This window comes from Crenothrix sp. (assembly GCF_043729335.1).
Classification (GTDB): Bacteria; Pseudomonadota; Gammaproteobacteria; order Methylococcales; family Methylomonadaceae; genus Crenothrix.
Genome location: NZ_JAYTLQ010000042.1, coordinates 20,279 through 35,151, shown reverse-complemented (window position 1 = coordinate 35,151; position 14,873 = coordinate 20,279). Strand labels below are relative to the sequence as shown.

Here is a 14,873-nt window from a genome sequence, read left to right as displayed (position 1 = left end):
TTTTATTGTACTTGTGTGATCTTAGCTTCAAATATTGTGATCTGTGTCACGTATTTGAAATTAATATAAGCCAGTATTAATAGTCAAAAATTAAAAGCTGACTAATAGTCAATCATGCTAGCCATTGCTGGCAGATATAAATATGGCTCACAACGAATTTTCATAAAAATCTACCAGTAAAGCAGGGCTTTTGCAGTCCACCACAAAAATATGAGAGCTTAACGCACGTTTGAGCTTGGAACTGGTCAGAGTTGTTGGGTACCTGATTTGCAAAAGCTATAGCTAAAGTGATTCATCCAGACAGTCATCTAATCATACTAAAAACGTGCCAAGTTTTGTTGACTCTACAAAATTAGCAGATAGGATTAAGTGCAGACTGGGAGAGCGCACGAGATTTTAGACCTATAGCGTTATTAGTCTAATGCGCGATGGTGTTATTCTAGCTACGGAAAATAAATTACCTTCCCGTTAGTTGCTACACAAAACAATGGTATTCAATAGATAAAGTAGCTATCTTAAGGGTTAAGCAAGTGATCCATGAGGATGTTGTATTTTTCATTAGCTGTGCAATAACATCAGTTCACATTATTCAGGTAAAATGAGTACCCAGTATTTGATTCCAGCGCTGCAAATGGCGCGTTAATTCTTTACATAATTTTTTGAGGCGTTGTATGCGAAAAAACCTTCTTGCCGTTATCGGCAGCACTGTGCTGCTTTTTGCACATTTAGAGGGTCAGGCCGCGACTGATTTACCTCCTTCCGCAAAGGTTGATATCACGTCGCCAGAGGATGTCTGTTCCAATTTTACCGATCCTGAATGGCGTAAAGCGCAAGTTATTGATGGCGTGGCCATACAGGAATCAAAACTCTGTAATCCAGATAATCCTGCTGATATTGCTGCTTTTGTTAAGGGCACTAACAATATTTCCATGGAAACATTAATGGAAACACAGTTAGCTGCTGATGCTATTACCATGTCCGATGATGTCGATGGTGATGGCGATCCAGATAAAATAATCATTAAACTGGAAGTTGTTGAGTTGAATGGTCGTTCGCCTGATGTTAAATCGCCTATCACAACATTTGATATTGCGCCTGGAATTCAGCCAACATTTTGGGTGTATGCACCAAAAACGCGTGATATGTCCACACTTAGCATTTATGAACCGATTGCCAACCCGTTATTGCGCGTACCGTCGCCGGTTATTCGGGTAGAGCAGGACGATACTATATGGATAGTTTTAGAAAATACCCATTATTTGCCGCATTCCATCCATTTACATGGAATCGACCATCCGTTTATGGACCGCGGTGGTAATGGCAATGACGGCGTGGGGCAAACCAGTAATATGGATACCATGCCCGGCGAAACCAAAACTTACGTGATTAAACCGCGCCAACCCGGCACCATGTATTACCATTGCCACGTCCAGCCGCACACGCATATCTCTATGGGATTGCAGGGTATATTTGTGGTTGAAGAAAATCGGCCTAATAATTGGGTACAAACCTTAAATGTCGGGGCAGGGCAAGTACGTCATCCTTCGGTAGCGGTTAGCGAAAAATACGCCAGTGAATACGATTTGCATTATCAATCGGCGGATAAAGAATTACACGAAGTGGTCGCTCGTTCAGCGAATGATCCCCGTTTAATTGCTAAACACATGAACATGGAATACGACATCACCGATTCGATAGATGATTATTACATGCTCAATGGCCGCTCGTGGCCTTATACAATCAGAGAATCACTGATTGAAATGGATAAAGATAAATTGGTCAAGTTGCGCGTACTGGGTGGCCACACTGAAAGTATGGCATTGCATTTTCATGGCCATAAACCCACGATTACCCATTACGATGGGGTAGACAACGGACCAAACTCCCATATCCAACGTGATGTCTTTGGAATGGAGCCAGCCCAACGTCTTGATTTGGAGTTAAGTGGGGTTGACGACGGGTTGCACAGCTTTGGACCCGGTGTCTGGATGTTTCATGATCACGTTGAAAAAGCCTTTACCACTAATGGTATAGGTGAGGGTGGTGATATTAGTCTGGTGGTTTATAAGGAATTTTTGGATGATAAAGGTATTCCTAATATACACGGTATGAGCTTAGCGCCTTATTTTAGTAAAGATCACTGGAAAGGCAAGTATCCTATTTGGCAAGATTATGATGCGTGGCGCAGTTTAGGCCTGCCTGATTTAAATGCAGAATATCAACCGTCTAAAGTAGCTGTTCCGCCAGCGGTAAAAACGCCCATGGGCGTTACACCTCCGGAACAGAGCTCTACAATAGGTAATTTGTTTTTTGGTTTAATCATGGGCTTGTTGGCTTATACCCTGATTACTAAAAGACAGGTACTTATTGATCATGCACGTAAATTAATAAAAAACCAACGCTAATCAGTTTAGGTTGAAGCTAGAGATGCAAGGTTTTGCGTTTCTAGCTTATTAAATACTCAAATTTTTATAACCATTCACCTCCCTCTTTTTCAAAGAGGGGGACTAAAGTAGTACAAATTTTTTATTTACTGATTAACGTTGTTGCCGCCAACGGTAATAAACTTTTCCATCATCACACAACCAGCTCGCTTCTTGGTTGCCATAAGCACTTTTTTGCAATTGGCAGTTGTGCTGGGTTTTAAATTCATTCCAGGTGTCATCATCAACGGTGACACTGGTATTCAAGCTGATGAGTTTGATAACTACGCCCGCCAATATTAAAAAAATTAGAATATCAAACATATTCCTACCTGTTAATGACGTTATTTTTGTTGATAGCTGTCTTAAATTCATAAATACCACGCGCTAGGTTTTGGTCAAAAGGAACTCGTTAATTATGGATATTCAAACCGTTAAGGCCACCGTTTTATCTTCCCCTGTATTTGTGCTGGATGCAACGGAAATCGTAGCTAACTTAAGGGTTTTGGCGAGTTTGCGTCAGCAATGTGGCGTAAAAATATTATATTCAATAAAGGCATTGCCAGCATCTGTAGTACTTGAAATAGCCAAGCCATTTGTTGATGGTTTTTCGGTGAGCTCTTTGTTTGAAGCGCGGTTGGCACATCATGTTATTGGCAGAAAAGGTCAGATTCATTTAACTACGCCCGGCATTAAGCCCGATGAAATTGCCGCATTAGCGGGAATAGTTACCCATATCAATTTTAATTCCTTAACGCAATACCAGCAGTTTGCTGATGCCGTTAAAGTCAGGTCATCCCTAGGTTTGCGCGTTAATCCCAAGTTATCCTTTGCGAATGATGCGCGATTTGATCCGTGTAGAAAGCACTCAAAGTTGGGCGTAGATATTGATACTTTATGGCTATCAAATAGTATTGACCAAGTACAAGGCTTGCATATCCATACGGTATTTTCGGCGCTTGATTTTATGCCGCTGCTTAAAACGGTAGCTAAGCTGCGTGAGTATATGAGTGATAAGCTGGCTAAGCTCAAGTGGATTAATTTAGGCGGCGGTTATCTTTTTTCTGCTATTAAAGATCATACAGCCTTTGTTGATTTGGTTTTGAAACTAAAACAAGATTTTGCTATCGATGTATATATTGAGCCCGGTAAAGCGGTAGTCGGCAATGCAGGTTATTTGCTGGCAACTGTGCTGGATAGTTTTGTGAGTGAGGGTAAAACTATTGCCATACTCGATACATCGGTCAATCATAACCCTGAGGTGTTTGAATACCAGCGACCGCCTGAATTGCACGAACATGATGAGCTAGGCAAATACGAGGTAGTTTTAGCGGGCTGTACGTGCCTTGCAGGTGATGTGTTTGGTGAATACCGTGTTAAGGAAGCCCTGAAGGTGGGCGATAAAGTGGTGTTTAAAAATGTCGGCGCTTATAGTTTGATTAAAGCCAATCGTTTTAATGGTTATGCGCTGCCCAGTATGGCAGTGTGGAATGGTGGTCGCTTTGATATTATAAAACAAGATAGCTATGAAGATTATTGTCAGCAATGGGTATCTGATAACGTGTTGCATGCCAGGGCTATTTGATTTAATGATTATTATAGTTTGGGGATCTTATGCTGACTTTGGTGATGCAGTTTCTGTTAGGTTTAGTGTATGCCAATGCAGGTGAGTGGTTTATGCATAAGTATATACTGCACGCATTGGGAAAAAATAGACACAGTTTCTGGGCGTATCACTGGTATGAGCACCATGCTATCTGTGCCAAAAATGCTATGCTCGATCTTGGTTATCAACATTTAAAGTTAAGCACCTGGAATACCCAAAGCAAGGAATTGGTCGTGCTGGCCGCTATTGTCTTAATGCATTGGCCAATGGCAGAATTGTTTCCTGCATTTGTCGCCGCAATCTATCTGTCTTTGGCGCTGTATTACTATAAACACCGCCGCGCACATCTTGATCCGGTTTGGGCGCGAAAACACCTGAGATGGCATTATGAGCATCATTTGGGTGGCAACTGTTCTGCAAACTGGTGTGTTACTTGGCCTTGGTTTGATTATTTACTAGGCACGCGCGTAAAAAATAACACGCTCGAATAGCTTCATTTTTTTACATTAAACTTAAAAGCAACAATCAATGAGTGAAATAAGCCAACACGAACTTGAAGACTTTATCAAAAGCTACCAGATGCTGATGGCATCACAGCAAACCCTGTTGCTTTCAACAGCTTCAGTAACCGGTAGTCCTGACATCAGCTACGCACCTTTTGTGTGTGACCCAGCCGGTGTGTTTTATATTTACATCAGCGAAATGGCTTGTCATACGGCTCATCTAATGGCTAACCCGCACGCTTCAATATTGTTTATCCGTTCGGAATCTGAAACGGCTAATCTTTTTGCACGGGAGCGGGTGGTGTTAAATTGCCGCGTTGAAGAAATAAGCCGAGATGAGATAATCTACTCGGACAGTCTAGACGCCATGCACGATAAGTTTGGTGAGGTGGTTAACGTGTTGCGTTCATTATCAGATTTCCATTTGTTTGCCTTGCGTCCAGAAACGGGGCGATACGTCGTTGGTTTTGGCAGAGCCTTTAAAATTGATGTTAATGATGGCTCTTTGCTGCATATTTAAAATCATGTAAAACTGGGCTTTATGGAAACGCCGCAGCCATGCTTTTACTTGATATAGTGCAGATTCATCATAGCCTCAATGAGGTCGGTTGCTCTCTCCTCTCAGGATTTTTTCAGCTTCTTCTCGCGGCAAATAATCCAAATCCCAATGACTGGTGTAACTCTCTTTGACACGCCTTCTGCCTTTATGCAGCTCTTTTGGCTCTTCAGGGCTAGGAACAGCGGCAGTGCTGATGGTTTTTTCAGGGAGATCAATGCTGGTTTTAGCATCCTGGGCGCTGTGTAAGGCGCGAGATATTTTTTCAAATAATTGATTCATATTGCCTCCTAAGCCAGAGCGGTCTCTAGCGATGTTAAAACTCAAATCAGCAACCATAGAATATTGATTTGAAGCTCTTTGAGATTACAGATTATCACGAATTACCTTTCCCGTTTAAACGGCAGATAAGAAGCGGTATCGGTTTTATAGCTCTGTAGTAATGCTTGTTCGCTCATCACGAATTGGTCAATAGCTTTTGCAAACCGCGTATCTTTAATCCAGTGTGCAGAATACGTGGTGATGGGCTCAAAGCCCCGGGCAATTTTATGCTCGCCTTGTGCGCCAGAATCAAAACGCTGTAGGCCATGTTCAATGCAATAATCCAAACCTTGGTAATAACAGGCTTCAAAATGCAAGCTGTTATAGTCTTCAAAACATCCCCAATAACGACCATATAAGGTATCTTCACCGACAAAACTTAACGCAGCTGCAATTGGGTTGCTGTCTTTAAACGCCAAAACGAGCAATAATTGCTCGCCCATTGTTGCTGCTATCTGCTGAAAAAACGCCAGATTTAAATAAGGCGATGAGCCTCTTTTTAAATACGTCATGGTGTAAAACTCAAAAAACACCTGCCACTGTTCAGCATTCACATCACTGCCAACAAAGCGTACTAATTGAACACCTTGTTCCTGCACGCGGCGACGTTCGCGCTTGATCATCTTGCGCTTGCTGGCGCTCATGGCTTGCAGGAAATCATTAAAATCTTGGTAACCGTGGTTAAACCAGTGGAATTGCACACCTCCACGAATGCTTAAACCCAGAGAGCGCAGTTGTACGACTTGTTGCTCAATTGGAAACAAACAATGCCACGATGAAATTCCTGCTTGTTCGGAAAGCTGTTTGATAAATTCCAGTAATAGCGGCATGACTTCAAGCGGATCCATACCGTCTTTAATCACCAGCCTTGCGCCCTGGCACGGCGTAAACGGAATGGCGGTTAGCCATTTTGGGTAATAATCAAGTCCTTGCTGCTGATAAGCTTTTGCCCATTGATGATCAAATACATATTCGCCCCAAGAATGTTGCTTTAAATACAGTGGCATGAGGGCAATTAATTGCTTGTCATCATCCATGACTAATAAATGCGCTGCTGACCATCCGGTATCTTCACAGATTGCACCACTTTGCTCCAGCGCCCATAAAAATTCATGGCGTATAAAAGGGTAAGCTACACCGGTCAGTCCATTCCAGTCCGTAGCGTCTACTTGGGTCATGCTTCTGATTTGTTTTACGTGCATTTTTAAACACAAGTGCCATTAAAATCGCAGCATAGCATCAATTAAACCCATCACTGGGCGTTTATAAGGTATTTTACCGAATAATTTAACCCGTAGAGATTTAAGTCTAGCGTCTGTATAAGCGTTTTCTAATGGTTTTAGGGCTATTATTTATCATCACCACCTAAATCTTTTTGCCCCGGGGAATAATCTGCAATAACTTCCTAATACGCCTTTCGGTAATAAAAGCCAGGAAAAAAAGCTGCAAAAAATTGTCCGCTTCGATGATATCCAAGCCAATTTTTTGCGGAACGACTTCCTGACGGGTACCAAACAGTTTATCCCAAAATGCCAGAACGATCCCATAGTTACTGTCGTGTTCACTGCGTAAAGTAGAGTGATGGGTACGGTGCAGTGACGGCGTAATAATAAATTCCGACAGCTGTTTTTCATTACTAAAGGTAAGGTTGGAATGATGAAAAAATATAAAAAACAATTGTATGGTTTCAATCACCAACACTATGTTGGCATCTACGCCAATAAGGATAACAAATAAGCACTTGTATAAGATTTCCAGGAACAAATCAAAAACATGAAAACGAAAACCGGTAGAGGTATTAAAGCTTTTGTCACTATGGTGAACCTTATGGAATCGCCATAAAAATTCATATTTATGGCTCAGAACATGCCAGGCGTAGATAGCTAAATCATAGAGTAATAAGCTAAACAGCCATTTAATAGGGTTGTTTCCCATGCCGCTCAACAGTCCGTGTGAGGAAAATTGCTGCGCTACAAAGAATAGCGAAGTGGCACGTAATGCAGTCAGAATGACATTATTAAATAAAAATGCGGTGGTGTTGGTGACAAAAGACGCTTTCCCTATAGTGTTGGTAAAGCGTCGGTAAGGTTTTAGTTTTTCCATAATCACTAAAGCGAAAAACCCAAGCATAGCAAAGCCAAACAATATTTGACTAGGAAGCATGTTAATTGTATCGGTTTGCATTTTTTTTCACCGGTGAGAAATTCACAAAAGAGTGTTTTACTGCATATCTAACAAAATTAATAAAGATCAGCCGCTGGTAACTTACTACCCAATAAACGGGTAAGCTCCTGAATTTCATTTTTGGCGTTTTCCTGATAGGTGACGTCATACTGAACACCCAGATAATAAATAACATTCCCTTTACGGTTAACAAGTGGCGTTATTTTTAAGCGGTTAAAAAATAATTCGCCGTTTTTTCGGTAATTTCTGAGCGTCACTTCAATTGGTTGATGATTTTTAACAGCATCAGCAATTTGGTAGCGGGCTTGCTGTTCTCGATCAATGCCTTGGAGAAAACGGCAGTTATGGCCGATAATTTCTTCTTGGGAATACCCCGTTAAATTTTCAAAAGCCTTATTAGCATAAATAATGGGCGTTCCTTCTAAATCCGGATCTGCTAAGGTTACGCCGTTAACACATTCGTCCAATATAGACGAAAGAATTTGCGGAATTAACCCGTTATCTTTTTCAACAACAAAACTCATATAAAACCCCTCGTTAAATTGGGTTTGAAGACCCGTCAGCCAATAAATTTTTAATATTTTCTACCGTATTTTCAGCGCCTTCTTCAATCGCCATGCGAATCAACTTTTCAAATGGCCGCATGAAGATATCTAGTTCCATCAGTTCAAAAGAAAATTCCAGGTCTGTTAAGTTCTGATCATCGCGTGCTGTAAAGCTATAGGTGTTTTTAAATTGGGCAGTAACCCCTACTAAAGTCATTTTTTTGGGCGATTCAAACTCCGCTACCTCAAAAATTGACTCTACTTTTTGCCCTTGTTCAAGGCGTACTTGGTGTGCCCTTGCCCCTACAAAAACATCCGTGCCCGTTAAAGGTTTAAATTCCGAAACTTCTACGGCCCATTTAGGGTAGTTATCAAAAAAATGTTCGCCTACAAAACAAAACACATAGGTTAGAGGCTTATTTATTTCAATACGGGCCTTACCTAATACCGGTCGGGAAATATCAAAAATGTTCATACAAAGTGTCTCCAGTCAAAAATAATTAGCTTTTCGCCAGTTCGAGCTACGAGACCTCTAAAAATTCAGTTTTATTCTATAAAATAGACAACTTTATTAATTTTTAAGCATCTTAAAGTGGTAAAGCTTATTTAAAAAACCAAACTATAAAAATTAACTTATCTTTTTTTAAGCGAATAGCAAATTCACATTAAAATTAAAGTTGTGAGAATTCTTGCCGCATATCTGCAAGATAATTTGTATTTTTGCAATTTACCGTTACAACTAACTCACTGTGAAAAAATCTAATTCAAGATTTAAAGAGTCCAGTAATATTGAGTACAGTTTGGTTTTTGGGTGGTCTAAGCTAAATATACTCCATAACGTTTCTCTCAAGGTGTTGCATAAGTGATAAAAAGAATTTTGTTGAATTACATTTACGTTGTTTTAATTAACTGTTTTTTAGGTGTTAGTAATGCAGGGGCTGAAAATAGTATGGCTAATAAATCAGAGGAGGCCATTTTTGCAGGTGGATGTTTTTGGTGTATGGAAGCTGTTTTCGAGCCCTTGCCTGGAATTATTAAAACTATATCTGGCTACACTGGCGGACATACTGAAAATCCTACTTATAAAGAAGTTTCAAATGGTAAAACAGGGCACTCGGAAGTTGTTAAAATTACCTATGACCCCTCTAAAATCAGCTATGAAACATTACTTGAAGTCTTTTGGCGTAATATAGATCCATTTGATAATAATGGTCAATTTTGTGATAAAGGCGATCAATACAAGGCGACCCTTTTTTATACCAATACCAAACAAAAGCAACTTGCTGAAGCATCAAAGGTAGCCATCCAGGAAAAATTTATGGGTAAACCTATTGTTACAGCCATTAAAGGTAGCGGAAAATTTTTTCCTGCTGAAGATTATCACCAGGATTATTACCTTAAAAATCCTTACATTTATAAATTTTATCGCTTTACCTGCGGTCGTGACCGTCGCCTTAGTAAAGTATGGGGTTAGAAAGTAATACGAAGAATCTCGTAAATTTTTTAAGTAATATAACGTTTTAATAAACAGGGCTCTGTGCGCTGGAGCACAGACAGTATTAAAATTATCTCTTAAATTAAGCTCTCAATGTAACCTGTGCTTACATTGGCAACTAAGTTTAGCCATGAACTAAAAATATCATGATTAAACCTATTTTAATCGCTTATTAAAGAGGTCATTTTATGAAATTATTAAAACTTTTGTTACCACTGGTATTAGCGTTAAGTGCAAATTTCAGCGTGTATGCGGCAGAGGATGATCATATCGATGAAGCACTGAAACATGCTAAAGAAGCTGCCGATGCGTCAACTCCAGCAGATATAATGAAGCATGTCGACATGTCCAAGAACCATGCTAAAACCGCCAGTGAGCATTTAAACATGGCGTTAACTAGTTTGGATAGTGCGGCAGAGCATGCAAAACTGGGCCATGCAGATATGGCTAAAGCAGCGGCCAAAGAAGCAGTTACCCATTTGAAAGCAGTGGATGATTAGCCTAGATTGAGTTGTTTCTAGCGTAACCGTTCAGTCCACCTCTTTGAAAAAGAGGGGTTAGGGGAGATTTTTTAAATAAATCCCCCTCCACCCCTCGTAAACTCTCCCTTCTTCATAGGGGGAGGTGGACGCATACCTAAAAGCCACCCGCTAAAGCAGGTGGCTTTTATTTTCTAGTTTGAGTACGCCATAAATTAACAATCTCATCCACATTCAGATCATCAATGCCATTTTGCCAATGAGTAAAGTAATCGACGTCGTTACTTTTAGGTTCTGGATTGGGTCTATAAATTTGTACACGCATGGGTAAAGGTGTCGCTTCACCCAATACCAAGGCTTCGCCTCTTCCTAACGAGGTGAGAATATCAGTCAAATCACCTTCGGCATCGGGTACCAATCCTCTAATATAAGCCTGATCTTCCGGGTTAGAAGTACGCAGACAAATAAAAGAACTGCACTGCGCCAGCATGGTTTCCGATAATTCGGTAGGGCGCTGGCTGACCACGCCAATGGAAACACCGTATTTACGGCCTTCTTTGGCAATACGTTCCATCATTTTTTTTGTGCCTTCAAACTGCCCGCCTTGTTCTCTCGGAATGTACGCATGGGCTTCTTCACAAATCAAGGTAATAGGAAATTCGCGGCGTTTAGGGTTCCAGTAATTGAATTCATAGACCAAACGACCAATTTGCGAACACACCGAGGGCCTAACGCCTACCGGTACCGAGCTTAAATCTACCACGGTAATATTAGCTTTATGGGCTCCGCCGCCAACAATCTGGCGCAAAATACCCGCCATGCTCTCGGAACTGGTGGATTTTTTGGGTTTTAATAAAAAATCATAACGCACATCGTTGAAGCGACTTTGCATTCTGATCATAAATTCGTCAAATTGCCCAAACAAGGCACCATGCACTTTACCAAACTCCTTCATTTCTTCATTGGCGGCCTTAAATTGCATATACAGTTCCATCAAGGAAAAATAGATGGGTGTATCGACGGTAACCGACATTAAACCGATGCGTTTGGCTTCTTTACGTTTGAGTTGCTGGATAATTTCACGCATATAGGATTTTTGCATACTGCTGCCGGGATCGTAGCGGTCAATAAACAAATCAACCAGCTCGGCGTAGGTCATCAACCAATACGGCATCTCCATTAATGTCGCATCAATATAATTCACCTGATCTTCTGCAAAAGCCGATTGCAGCTTGCCTTTGTTATCTCGCCAGCAATATTCGCCGTGTAAATCCAGCATGATGATATGCGCATGCGGCATAGCTTTAATGGCATTTTGGATAATGCTGGTGACTGTCCAGGATTTACCTGCGCCAGATTGGCCAATGATGGCAAAGTGGCGACCGAAAAATGTCCGGGGATCAAGACTGACGTGATATTCCTTGTGTGAAGCAAGTTGGCCGACAAAAAAACCGTAATCACTGAATTTGGAGAAAATGGCGTTAATTTCGTTAAGGCCAACGGCATAGACTTCTGCGCCGGGGGTTGGAAATTGGCGCACGCCGCGAATAAAGCGGTTGTCTGTGTCGATTTCGCCGACCGGAATCAGGGCGATAAAGCGTTCTGATTGACGCGTGCCATTGGTGAAGTGATCTTTTTCCCAAATTTTAGACACCAATGCCAATAGGCTAATGCGGGCTTGGCGGACAACGACGTAGCTGCCGATACCGCCGGCCAACATTTGGTCATTGCCTATAGTTAGCATGGGTAAGTTGGTGGTGTACTGTTCGGTGATTCTGGCATCCATGCCATCGCCGCGTACTTCACAGACGTAAGCGATTAAATTGGTGAGGTGGTTTTGAGACATAACGCAACTGAGCTTAAGTAAATAGTCATAAGCTTAGTCGATTTTTGGATTGTGAGTGGGTGCTTGATGGATTATGGGACGGTGCGGAAAGGGATCTTGCACAGTTGGGTAGGTTTTGGGATTTTGCTTTATAATCGGACTGAGTACATCAGAGGACCTACCATTGCTAGCCACCATTGAGCAAACAAGATTAAAAATATCAAAAAATACTCAGGCTGAACGAAAATCACAACTTGGTCAATTTTTTACACCTGCAAGAACGGCTCAGTTTATGGCCAGCTTATTTACAGCAAAAGATATTTTCGATTGTCGTTTGCTTGATGCCGGTGCAGGTATCGGCTCACTTTCAAGTGCCTTTCTTGAACGGTGTATTGCTGCGGAATTAAATTTTAAAAAAATAGAAATAACCGCCTTCGAATTGGACAACCTTATTCACGAAGCATTAAATAACTCGCTCTCCAGTTATAAGAACAGACTACCGCTTGCTTATGAAATACTGGGCGATGATTTTATTGAGCAGGCTGTCAACAGAATACAATTTAATTTTAGCAATGGATTCACCCATGCCATCTTGAATCCTCCCTATAAAAAAATTAGCAGCAACTCCCGCTATCGCCTATTGCTCCGAGAGGTAGGCATAGAAACGGTCAACCTCTATTCTGCTTTTGTTGCCTTGGCGCTGGCGATGATGGATCCGGGTGGGGAAATCGTTGCAATCATTCCTCGCAGCTTCTGCAATGGGCCATATTACCGACCTTTTCGTGATTTTATAGTGGAACGGGCTGCAATTCGGCATATACATTTGTTCGATTCGCGTAACAAGGCATTCAAGGATGATGATGTTCTGCAAGAGAATGTTATTTTGTTGCTTGAGCGTGATGGTCAACAAACTGACGTAACGGTGACCACATCGACTGATGACAGCTTCACTGATCTCGTAACGCATACACATCCATTCAACCGAATCATGTTTCCCGATGATTCCGAACGTTTCATTCATGTACCGACTTCGCCCGAGCGCAACATTATCGAACTTTCAACCGCAATTCACTGTTCATTAGAGGATGTTGGTATTAAGGTGTCGACAGGGCCCGTTGTCGATTTTAGAATGAAAGATCATCTTCGTGAAATGGCTGAATCTGGCACTGTGCCACTGCTCTATCCCGCTCACTTTACCGGGCTTAACATAGAATGGCCAAAACTTGGCATTAAGAAGCCAAATGCTATTCAGCGTAACTCTGAGACGGAAAAATGGCTTTATCCTAATGGTTTCTATTGTGTAGTGCGTCGTTTTTCATCAAAGGAAGAAAGGCGACGCATCGTTGCCAGCGTTGTGCAGCCAAGCACCTTTGGCGACGCTGAAATGCTGGGTATAGAGAATCACTTAAATATATACCATGAAAATAAACACGGTTTGCCAGAAGCACTTGCGCGAGGCTTAGCTATCTACCTAAATACAACAGGTGTTGATGAAAATTTTCGTCGTTCGAGTGGACATACCCAAGTCAATGCAACCGACCTTAAGATGATGAAGTATCCGAGTCGAAAAGCTCTAATTACGCTTGGAGAATGGGCTAAGTATAGCGACGATCCTACGCAGATAATTATCGATGAGCAATTGGAAAAACTGATCGCATGACGACCAATAACAATCATATCGACGAGGCGCATCAAATCCTCATTTCTCTGGGTTTGCCTCGTGGACAGCATAACGAGAGATCGGCTCTGTGTCTGTTAGCATTGTTGAATCTTACCCCTAGCAAGACGTGGGCGCAGGTTGAAAATCCACTTGTAGGCATTACGCCGATTATGGACTGGTCTCGTGAACACTACGGCAAGGAATATGCGCCAAACTCACGGGAGACGTTTCGGCGACAGACAATACACCAGTTCGTTGATGCGGGTATTGCGCTCTATAATCCTGACAAGCCAGATCGTTCAGTGAACAGCCCAAAGGCTGTTTATCAAATTGCCCCTGCTGTGCTGACTTTGTTACGCAGTTTCAACACCACAGAATGGCACGACAACCTGACGACTTATTTATCTTTAAATCAAACGCTAGCAGCAAAGTACGCAATGGAGCGTGATCAAAATCGTATACCCATGCAGATTGCACCAGGTAAGGAAATCACCCTCAGTCCAGGTGAACATAGCGAATTAATCCGCGCTATTGTAGAAGATTTTGGCCCTCGTTTTGCACCAGGCAGCCTGTTGGTCTATGCTGGTGATACAGGTGACAAATGGGGTTATTTCGATGCACCCTTACTGGTTAAGTTAGGTGTCGATGTTGATTCGCACGGTAAAATGCCTGATGTGGTTCTGTATTTCGTTGATAGAAACTGGCTATTGTTAATTGAGTCAGTCACCAGTCATGGCCCAGTTGACGGCAAACGACATGCCGAATTGGCCAAGTTGTTTGGCGGATTAACAGCCGGGTTGGTCTATGTGACTGCATTCCCGAATCGCTCCATCATGGGTCGGTATCTAGGTGAAATAGCATGGGAAACGGAAGTTTGGGTAGCAGATGCTCCATCGCATCTGATTCATTTTAACGGTGTGCGCTTTCTTGGGCCATACAATGAACCCTAATAAATCATGCTGAGCCGTTTAATAGAAAATAAACAATGGACACAAGCACAAGCCGCTGAACAACTGGGAGTCAAACAATCACGCATATCCGATTTAGTGAATGCCAAAATTGAAAAATTCACCATAGATGCGTTATTCGATATGTTGGACAAGCTTGGTTTTCAAGTAAGCTGGAATATGCCATCGTTACAAAAAGCTACAATGGTTATAACAGCGAAAGCAACTCAGTGAGTTTTTTTGATTTCTGCCAGCAATGTTTTTAAGCGCTGTTCAGCCACCTTCATGGCTTGCCGGTCAACATCACAGACTAATGTTAAAGCCTTCCC

The 14,873-nt window shown here is 41.8% G+C and carries 16 protein-coding genes; 9 read left to right on the top strand and 7 right to left on the bottom strand.

Annotation, left to right across the window (positions count from 1 at the left end):
- The first annotated feature begins 671 nt into the window (after positions 1-671).
- Entirely contained in the window at positions 672-2,405 is a 1,734-nt protein-coding gene (locus tag ACHZC4_RS09290) for a multicopper oxidase domain-containing protein (protein ID WP_394753561.1), read from the top strand.
- 132 nt (positions 2,406-2,537) lie between these two features.
- On the opposite strand, the gene ACHZC4_RS09285 is transcribed toward ACHZC4_RS09290, so the two are convergent.
- A complete protein-coding gene (locus ACHZC4_RS09285) occupies positions 2,538-2,747 on the bottom strand; it encodes a hypothetical protein (RefSeq protein ID WP_394753560.1) in 210 nt (69 codons plus the stop codon).
- Positions 2,748-2,841: 94 nt separating this feature from the next.
- On the opposite strand from ACHZC4_RS09285, the gene ACHZC4_RS09280 reads away from it, so the two are divergent.
- The 3 genes from ACHZC4_RS09280 to ACHZC4_RS09270 are packed head-to-tail and all read left to right on the top strand — an operon-like array spanning position 2,842 to position 5,052.
- On the top strand, positions 2,842-4,008 hold the full coding sequence (locus tag ACHZC4_RS09280; protein WP_394753559.1) for a carboxynorspermidine decarboxylase: 1,167 nt from the start codon (positions 2,842-2,844) through the stop codon (positions 4,006-4,008).
- Between the two features lie 29 nt (positions 4,009-4,037).
- Complete coding sequence (locus tag ACHZC4_RS09275; protein WP_394753558.1) at positions 4,038-4,520, top strand: hypothetical protein; 483 nt, start codon at positions 4,038-4,040, stop codon at positions 4,518-4,520.
- Positions 4,521-4,557: 37 nt separating this feature from the next.
- On the top strand, positions 4,558-5,052 hold the full coding sequence (locus ACHZC4_RS09270; protein ID WP_394753557.1) for a HugZ family protein: 495 nt from the start codon (positions 4,558-4,560) through the stop codon (positions 5,050-5,052).
- Positions 5,053-5,127: 75 nt separating this feature from the next.
- Here ACHZC4_RS09270 and ACHZC4_RS09265 read toward each other — a convergent pair whose 3' ends face one another.
- From ACHZC4_RS09265 to ACHZC4_RS09245, 5 genes are all read right to left on the bottom strand, one after another.
- Positions 5,128-5,370 (bottom strand): hypothetical protein, encoded by a 243-nt coding sequence (locus tag ACHZC4_RS09265; RefSeq protein ID WP_394753556.1) that lies wholly within the window; start codon positions 5,368-5,370, stop codon positions 5,128-5,130.
- A 101-nt stretch (positions 5,371-5,471) separates the two neighbouring features.
- Complete coding sequence (locus tag ACHZC4_RS09260; RefSeq protein WP_394753555.1) at positions 5,472-6,611, bottom strand: GNAT family N-acetyltransferase; 1,140 nt, start codon at positions 6,609-6,611, stop codon at positions 5,472-5,474.
- 163 nt (positions 6,612-6,774) lie between these two features.
- Complete coding sequence (locus ACHZC4_RS09255; RefSeq protein WP_394753554.1) at positions 6,775-7,593, bottom strand: sterol desaturase family protein; 819 nt, start codon at positions 7,591-7,593, stop codon at positions 6,775-6,777.
- Between the two features lie 56 nt (positions 7,594-7,649).
- Entirely contained in the window at positions 7,650-8,117 is a 468-nt protein-coding gene (locus ACHZC4_RS09250; protein WP_394753553.1) for a PAS domain-containing protein, read from the bottom strand.
- A 13-nt stretch (positions 8,118-8,130) separates the two neighbouring features.
- Positions 8,131-8,613 carry an SRPBCC family protein gene (locus tag ACHZC4_RS09245; protein WP_394753552.1) on the bottom strand — a complete coding sequence of 161 codons (483 nt, stop codon included), beginning with the start codon at positions 8,611-8,613 and terminating at the stop codon, positions 8,131-8,133.
- Positions 8,614-9,000: 387 nt separating this feature from the next.
- Here ACHZC4_RS09245 and msrA point away from each other — a divergent pair, with 387 nt between their 5' ends.
- Together msrA and smbP are read left to right on the top strand one after the other, a co-directional pair.
- Positions 9,001-9,612, top strand: coding sequence for a peptide-methionine (S)-S-oxide reductase MsrA (gene msrA, locus ACHZC4_RS09240; protein ID WP_394753551.1), 612 nt, complete (start codon positions 9,001-9,003; stop codon positions 9,610-9,612).
- 209 nt (positions 9,613-9,821) lie between these two features.
- Positions 9,822-10,133: a small metal-binding protein SmbP gene (gene smbP / locus ACHZC4_RS09235; protein WP_394753550.1), complete on the top strand. Its 312-nt coding sequence runs from the start codon at positions 9,822-9,824 to the stop codon at positions 10,131-10,133.
- A gap of 166 nt (positions 10,134-10,299) precedes the next feature.
- Here smbP and ACHZC4_RS09230 read toward each other — a convergent pair whose 3' ends face one another.
- The gene (locus tag ACHZC4_RS09230; protein WP_394753549.1) at positions 10,300-11,958 is read right to left on the bottom strand and encodes an ATP-binding protein; all 1,659 of its coding nucleotides are present in this window, start codon (positions 11,956-11,958) and stop codon (positions 10,300-10,302) included.
- A gap of 163 nt (positions 11,959-12,121) precedes the next feature.
- Here ACHZC4_RS09230 and ACHZC4_RS09225 point away from each other — a divergent pair, with 163 nt between their 5' ends.
- From ACHZC4_RS09225 to ACHZC4_RS09215, 3 genes are read left to right on the top strand one after another with little or no spacing between them, the layout of a single operon-like run.
- Entirely contained in the window at positions 12,122-13,597 is a 1,476-nt protein-coding gene (locus ACHZC4_RS09225) for an Eco57I restriction-modification methylase domain-containing protein (protein ID WP_394753548.1), read from the top strand.
- Positions 13,594-14,547: a BsuBI/PstI family type II restriction endonuclease gene (locus tag ACHZC4_RS09220; protein WP_394753547.1), complete on the top strand. Its 954-nt coding sequence runs from the start codon at positions 13,594-13,596 to the stop codon at positions 14,545-14,547. The genes ACHZC4_RS09225 and ACHZC4_RS09220 overlap by 4 nt, the downstream gene beginning before the upstream one ends.
- A gap of 6 nt (positions 14,548-14,553) precedes the next feature.
- Positions 14,554-14,778: a helix-turn-helix domain-containing protein gene (locus ACHZC4_RS09215; protein ID WP_394753546.1), complete on the top strand. Its 225-nt coding sequence runs from the start codon at positions 14,554-14,556 to the stop codon at positions 14,776-14,778.
- Positions 14,779-14,873 lie beyond the last annotated feature (95 nt).

What these genes read in the sequence shown, in the direction of transcription:
- ACHZC4_RS09255 (WP_394753554.1), bottom strand. Translation starts at nt 7,593, where the DNA reads ATGCAAACCGATACAATTAACATGCTTCCTAGTCAAATATTGTTTGGC.
- ACHZC4_RS09275 (WP_394753558.1), top strand. Translation starts at nt 4,038, where the DNA reads ATGCTGACTTTGGTGATGCAGTTTCTGTTAGGTTTAGTGTATGCCAAT.
- ACHZC4_RS09260 (WP_394753555.1), bottom strand. Translation starts at nt 6,611, where the DNA reads ATGCACGTAAAACAAATCAGAAGCATGACCCAAGTAGACGCTACGGAC.
- ACHZC4_RS09230 (WP_394753549.1), bottom strand. Translation starts at nt 11,958, where the DNA reads ATGTCTCAAAACCACCTCACCAATTTAATCGCTTACGTCTGTGAAGTA.
- ACHZC4_RS09215 (WP_394753546.1), top strand. Translation starts at nt 14,554, where the DNA reads ATGCTGAGCCGTTTAATAGAAAATAAACAATGGACACAAGCACAAGCC.
- ACHZC4_RS09290 (WP_394753561.1), top strand. Translation starts at nt 672, where the DNA reads ATGCGAAAAAACCTTCTTGCCGTTATCGGCAGCACTGTGCTGCTTTTT.
- ACHZC4_RS09220 (WP_394753547.1), top strand. Translation starts at nt 13,594, where the DNA reads ATGACGACCAATAACAATCATATCGACGAGGCGCATCAAATCCTCATT.
- ACHZC4_RS09265 (WP_394753556.1), bottom strand. Translation starts at nt 5,370, where the DNA reads ATGAATCAATTATTTGAAAAAATATCTCGCGCCTTACACAGCGCCCAG.
- ACHZC4_RS09250 (WP_394753553.1), bottom strand. Translation starts at nt 8,117, where the DNA reads ATGAGTTTTGTTGTTGAAAAAGATAACGGGTTAATTCCGCAAATTCTT.
- ACHZC4_RS09270 (WP_394753557.1), top strand. Translation starts at nt 4,558, where the DNA reads ATGAGTGAAATAAGCCAACACGAACTTGAAGACTTTATCAAAAGCTAC.
- ACHZC4_RS09280 (WP_394753559.1), top strand. Translation starts at nt 2,842, where the DNA reads ATGGATATTCAAACCGTTAAGGCCACCGTTTTATCTTCCCCTGTATTT.
- ACHZC4_RS09285 (WP_394753560.1), bottom strand. Translation starts at nt 2,747, where the DNA reads ATGTTTGATATTCTAATTTTTTTAATATTGGCGGGCGTAGTTATCAAA.
- ACHZC4_RS09245 (WP_394753552.1), bottom strand. Translation starts at nt 8,613, where the DNA reads ATGAACATTTTTGATATTTCCCGACCGGTATTAGGTAAGGCCCGTATT.
- smbP (WP_394753550.1), top strand. Translation starts at nt 9,822, where the DNA reads ATGAAATTATTAAAACTTTTGTTACCACTGGTATTAGCGTTAAGTGCA.